General features: G+C 42.7%; 1 protein-coding gene. It reads left to right on the top strand.

Going from position 1 to position 520, the window contains the following annotated elements; all coding sequences use genetic code 11:
- The first annotated feature begins 102 nt into the window (after window positions 1-102).
- On the top strand, window positions 103-237 hold the full coding sequence (locus ACTNC6_RS16165; RefSeq protein ID WP_278308813.1) for a hypothetical protein: 135 nt from the start codon (window positions 103-105) through the stop codon (window positions 235-237).
- The last annotated feature ends 283 nt before the right edge of the window (window positions 238-520 follow it).

Below are 520 nucleotides of genomic sequence, written 5' to 3'. Positions count from 1 at the left end.
CACGACGGTTAAGACCCAATCGGCCGATGGTACTGCACTGGAGACGGTGTGGGAGAGCAGGTGGGCGCCAGATCAAAAAGAAAACAACAGGCTGGAAGCCTGATGAAGATAAAACAGGCATTGGAAAGTGAGTCCTGTCGGAAACAGGATGGAGCCAGATATGAACCGTCAAGTCCGGTGCTAACCCGTATCAGCCGGGAAGAGCTGTTAAGATATGCTGGTTTTACCAGTGATTAGAGATTTTAAAAGAGTTTAAGATTTCTAATGACTGATAAAGCATCAGTCAATATGTACCTTGAAAACTGCATACATGAAATTTGATTAAAAGTTAATCAAATATCCTTGATACAAAACGTTAAGAGATATGAGAGTATCTCATAAAACGCAAGATAGGAAGACATCGATATATCTGTTATTAACAGAGTTATCAAACAATGAGAATCAAACGACCGCATCACCTACGCTAGGGTGATGAAGCGAAAGGTCAAGCAATAAGGGCACAGGGCGGATGCCTTGGCAC

Origin of the sequence: Blautia sp. HCP3S3_C4 (assembly GCF_052064095.1) — a bacterium.
GTDB lineage: Bacteria > Bacillota > Clostridia > Lachnospirales > Lachnospiraceae > Blautia_A.
Note: the sequence above shows the minus strand (reverse complement) of the source record. Positions and strands in the feature narration are given on the sequence as shown.